Annotated in this window: 4 protein-coding genes; 1 reads left to right on the top strand and 3 read right to left on the bottom strand. The window is 55.2% G+C overall.

Going from position 1 to position 4,171, the window contains the following annotated elements; all coding sequences use genetic code 11:
- The coding region (locus ABYW01_RS15600) for a putative bifunctional diguanylate cyclase/phosphodiesterase (protein WP_372834392.1) at positions 1-912 on the top strand (912 nt) is incomplete at its 5' end.
- Positions 913-956: 44 nt separating this feature from the next.
- Here ABYW01_RS15600 and ABYW01_RS15595 read toward each other — a convergent pair.
- The 3 genes from ABYW01_RS15595 to ABYW01_RS15585 all read right to left on the bottom strand — a co-directional run.
- Positions 957-2,066 (bottom strand): DUF1513 domain-containing protein, encoded by a 1,110-nt coding sequence (locus tag ABYW01_RS15595; RefSeq protein ID WP_372834390.1) that lies wholly within the window; start codon positions 2,064-2,066, stop codon positions 957-959.
- Complete coding sequence (locus ABYW01_RS15590) at positions 2,053-3,129, bottom strand: imelysin family protein (protein ID WP_372834387.1); 1,077 nt, start codon at positions 3,127-3,129, stop codon at positions 2,053-2,055. Before ABYW01_RS15590 ends, ABYW01_RS15595 begins: the two co-directional genes overlap by 14 nt.
- Positions 3,129-4,171: di-heme oxidoredictase family protein (locus tag ABYW01_RS15585; RefSeq protein WP_372834386.1), on the bottom strand; the 1,043-nt coding region annotated here is incomplete at its 5' end. The genes ABYW01_RS15585 and ABYW01_RS15590, both read right to left, overlap by 1 nt.

Raw genomic sequence — 4,171 nt, 5'->3', positions numbered from 1 at the left:
GAAGATGCCGAGGACGGTGATCAACTGATCCGCAATGCGGATATGGCGATGTACCGGGCTAAAGAGAACGGCAAAAACCAGTATCACTTCTACGAGAGTAAGCTGTCTGAAGAGGTGGTACGGCGTTATGTGCTGGAACGGGAGCTGCGCACCGCCCTCGAAGAGGATCAGTTGGAGGTGTATTACCAGCCGCAGCTGAATATTGATGGCACGGCGCTGGTGGGGGTCGAAGCGCTGGTCCGCTGGCCGCATCCGGAACGGGGTGTGCTGCCTCCGGCTGAGTTCCTGCCCGTCGCGATGAGTAGCGGCTTAGCCTATCCGCTGTTTAAAGTGGTGTTCCTACAGGTCTGCCGGTTCATGAAGCTGATGGATAAACAGGGCGTGATCATTCCTAAAGTGGCGATCAATATTGCCGGTATTGAGTTGATCACCAACGGCTGTTGCCAGCTGATTATCGACTCGTTGAAGAGCTTTGGTATCGACCCGCATCGGATAGAGTTTGAGGTGACGGAAACCCTGTTGATGCATTCGCTGGATGATCTGTCCGAGGTGTTGGAAAGATTGCGGCAGGAAGGTTTGCAAATATCCATCGATGATTTTGGTACCGGATACTCTTCACTGTCTCGTTTACGCGAGTTGCCCATCGATATGTTGAAGATCGATAAAACCTTTGTGCAGGGGATCGCGCGCGAGAGCAGCGATGAGGCGATTGTGAAAGCCATTATCTCCATGGCGAACAGTCTGCAATTGAAAGTCATTGCTGAAGGCATCGAAACCCGTGGCCAGCTGGATTTTCTACGCGGCGAAGGCTGTGAACTGATTCAGGGCTTTTTGTACGGTGAACCGATGCAAGGTGAGCGCTTAGCGGAACATATTGCTGATGCACGTTACGAGTTGAAATCGGATAAATAAAAAAGGGCCTTCCAGGCCCTTTTTTATTCCAGCGCAGTGTTGATTCAAACGCTGACCATATGATTATCCCAAGCAACTGGCAGGTTCAGTTGCAGTGGAATACGTTGTTTTTTGCCTTGTGTCAGGTCGTAGCGGTACAACCGCCCTAACCCGCTGGAAATCAGAAACTCGCCGGCTACATCGGTTGCAGCCAGACCGCAGCCGTCCCGGGTTTTGCACTGGTCGATAAACGCATCTGTGTGGGTATCCCAGAAAGTGATCAGATCCCCGCGTGGTGAGGATATCGCCACGTACCGCCCGCTGGCGTCAAAGCGTACACTGCCACAGTATTGTTTCATCGCCCGATTGATCGCATCAGGTGCACGCAGGGGGTGGATGGCATTGCCGCGACGGTGTAACGCTACCAAAGGCACATCATCGTACTTGGGCCCCTGGTACTGCAACGCAATCGCCACGGTTCCGGTAGCGTTTACATCCAGATGGCGGATACTCAGCTGATGCATTTCGGGTGGTAGGGTGACCTGTTCCAACAGCGCGCCGCTGACGAGGTCAATATAGGCCAGTGAGGGCTGCATGCTGTCCAGGTTGAGTTTATCCCGGCCTTTGTCCGGATGGGTCAGGATTCCGCCGTTGGCGACAACCAGCGTGTTGTTGTCGCTCAGCAGCGCCAGCTCATGTGGCCCGATGCCGTACGAAGGATGATCCGCAATGATGTTGAACTGCTGCTGACAATCACGCACAACAATACGGCCGCTCCCATCGCTGATCTGATTTTCCGTACTGATCAGGTAACGTCCGTTGCGACTGAAGATCGCGTGGCCGTAGAAGTGCCGATCAGCAGCGGATTCAACGCGGTGCAGCAGCGTATTCTGGCGATAATCCAGCACATCAATATAGGTACCGGGGCGACGCGCCACTGCTGCCAACCATGTTTCGGATGGATGAGCGGCGACATGATGTGCACGTGACAGCAAAGGGTGATTCAGCAATACGTTGCCGCGATCACTGATCAGCTGCAGGTAGTGCCGCCCCTGATTATCGGTGGCTGCAGATGCAAGCAACGGCTGTTCCTGGGTCTGGTGGGCCAGAAGTGCCGGGCTGGCCAGTGCTCCGGCCAGCAACAGGCTGAACTGACGGCGATTAATCCCCGTCACGGCTGTTGAATCCCAGTTGAATATCAAGGGCCTGCATCGCTTGTTCCAGCTCGGAGTGCAGCGCTTTCATCTGTGTCGCAATATCACGCAATTGCTGATGACCTTTTGCGTCTTTGACGGCGTTAAACAAAGTGTTATCGATTGCCGCCAGCTGCTGATCCAGGGCATCGAAATGGTTATCGATGGTCTGTGCCAGAGCCCCCTGCCCTTCAGCCTGCAGCAAGGCTTTCACGCTGCTGGTGTCACTGCCGCGGTAGAGTTCCGCCAGCGCGGCGAGGTTAATCCTGATATTGCGCAGGGATCGTTCACTGCGCCAGGACTCTGAACGGCGCGGTTTCGCTTTCTGGGCAGACTTGTGCAGTGGGCGCAGCAGTTTCAGGTCACGGATCACTTCGACCGGTTCGACCAGTGCTTTCATCAGCTCGGTGGACGCTTCGATGCTGTCTTCGTAGTAATCGCTGCCGTCGGGCGCGCTATCGATACGGGGTAGCTGTTGCGATTCCCAATCCTGCGCAATCTCATGACTCATGAGGCTGACGTTGGTCGCGATCGCATGGGTCAGCTGGCACCCGTAGGGGGTGAGCGATTTATCGCTGAACAGTAAGCGTTCCAGTGCCGGCAGGCCTTTTACCGCGATGCTGGCACCGCGAAAGTAATCCGCATTCAAACTGCTCTCATCTTTGGCGCTCAGCAAGGCGTTTAGCTGTTTGCTGGTGAGGTTTTTCTTGTCGGGCCAGAATTGCAGACTGAAGTTACGCATCAAAAATTCAACCGGACCAAACTGAATATGCTGAATCCCCTGCCAGGCATCCATGGTTTGGTGAAAAGCATTGCGGCTGGCGTTGAGCTGACCTTCGCCGGGTTGCTGGCACAAGCTGGCGGTTGCCTGTTTCAACTGCTCGCTGCTGGACGCAAGCGCCTGATACCGTGGAAGAATATGCTGCTGGCTCAGCTGGACGTTGAGCGCTTGCCATTGGCCGGTCGTAGGCGCTGCGCTAACCGACTGACTCAAAAGCAGAGCGGCGGGTAAAAACAGAGATAAAACGGCAGATCGCTTATACATTAAAGAGACTCCAAAAAGCGGATCAGGTTATGACGGTCTTGTTTTGGCATCTGGACCACTGCGTTCCGTGCGGAGGTTGCTTCTCCACCGTGCCACAAAATCGCTTCGAGTAAATTGCGGGCGCGCCCATCATGCAGGAAAAAGGTATGCCCGTTCACCGTGTGCGTCAGGCCAATGCCCCAGAGCGGTGCGGTGCGCCATTCTCGTCCGGTAGCTGCGTATTCCGGGCGATGGTCAGCGAGGCCTTGCCCCATATCGTGCAGTAACAGATCACTGTACGGCCAGATCTGCTGGGGTTGGTCGTTCTCCGGTTCAGCCGGATCATGGCGAATGGTAAAGCTGGCGCGGTGGCATTGCTGGCAACCGCTATCATAAAAAACTTTCTTCCCGGCTAATACTTCGGGGGCGTCTGTATTTCGACGTGCGGGCACCGCGAGGTTACGGGTATAGAGTAGCATCAGGTCCGTCATCTGACGGGACGCTTCCAGATCATCGTGCCGTTCTGTATTGCCGTGGGGCATCTTCAGGCAGGCGGGTTGTTGCTGGGTGCAGTCGCCGTAAGGGCTTTGAAAGTCCGGGTTGGAGATACCAATATCGCCGTTCAGCGCGCTGTTGTTCTGCTGATTGAGGGTGGCATGTCCGGCTTTCCAGCCAAATCGACCCACATCAACCTGCTGACGGTCCGCATTCCAGACCTCATTAGGACGTCCGGAGATACCGTCATTGTTCTGATCATCCGGGTCGGCCTGTGCCTGTAGATCTTCGCGACTGATCGCTTCCAGCAGGCCTAAACCGATCATCGGCGGGGCAACACGAGCCGAGAGCTGTGTCTGTGGATGTAGCGGTCCGTATCCCAGATCACTGATAGTGTAAGTCGGTTGTCTTAAACGGGCTGTTTCACCATCGGAGAGCGTGATGACCTGCTCTTGATAGTGGATCTGCATCCGACCTTCAGAAGCGATGCCGGGTACGGCAAAGTCCTGTAACTGACCACCGTATGTGGGTTCAGGGATAACGCCCAGCTTGCGCTCATCAATCAGCT

This window comes from Pontibacterium sp. (assembly GCF_041587635.1).
Taxonomy (GTDB): Bacteria; Pseudomonadota; Gammaproteobacteria; order Pseudomonadales; family Balneatricaceae; genus Pontibacterium.
The sequence above is the reverse complement of the archived record's forward strand: the minus strand, read 5'-3'. Positions and strand labels throughout refer to the sequence as shown.

Coding starts and splice junctions, on each gene's coding strand:
- ABYW01_RS15590 (WP_372834387.1), bottom strand. CDS start 3,129: ATGTATAAGCGATCTGCCGTTTTATCTCTGTTTTTACCCGCCGCTCTG.